A 604-nucleotide genomic window follows, 5' to 3' on the forward strand; every position below is an offset into this window, starting at 1 on the left:
TACCATCTGCTGGTTTGATCACTGGGATGATGTCTAGACCGTACTTAGTTGCGAATTCGAAGTCGCGTTGGTCGTGTGCAGGTACTGCCATTACAGCGCCTGTACCGTAGTCCATCAATACGAAGTTTGCGACGTAAACTGGTACTTCACGACCGTTCAATGGATGAATAGCAGTAAGGCCAGTCGCCATACCTTTCTTCTCCATTGTCGCCAGTTCAGCTTCAGCAACTTTGGTGTTCTTACATTCTTCGATGAATGCAGCAAGCTCTGGGTTGTTCTCTGCAGCTAGCGTTGCTAGAGGGTGACCCGCTGCGATACCTACGTAAGTCACACCCATCAGTGTGTCTGGACGCGTTGTGTAAACTTCTAGGTCTTGTTGACCTTTCACTTCAAACTTCAGTTCCACACCTTCAGAGCGACCAATCCAGTTGCGTTGCATGGTCTTAACCATTTCTGGCCAACCTTCAAGTTTGTCTAGATCGTCAAGTAGCTCTTGCGCGTATTCTGTGATCTTGATGAACCACTGAGGGATCTCTTTTTGCTCTACTGGAGTGTCACAACGCCAGCAGCAGCCGTCTTCAACCTGTTCGTTTGCAAGAACGGT

The 604-nt window shown here is 48.5% G+C and carries 1 pseudogene; it reads right to left on the reverse strand.

Annotation, left to right across the window (positions count from 1 at the left end):
• Nucleotides 1-604: pseudogene (locus R8O11_RS29315) on the reverse strand (class I tRNA ligase family protein); the annotation flags it as partial.

The organism is Vibrio sp. 1288, assembly GCF_033344475.1.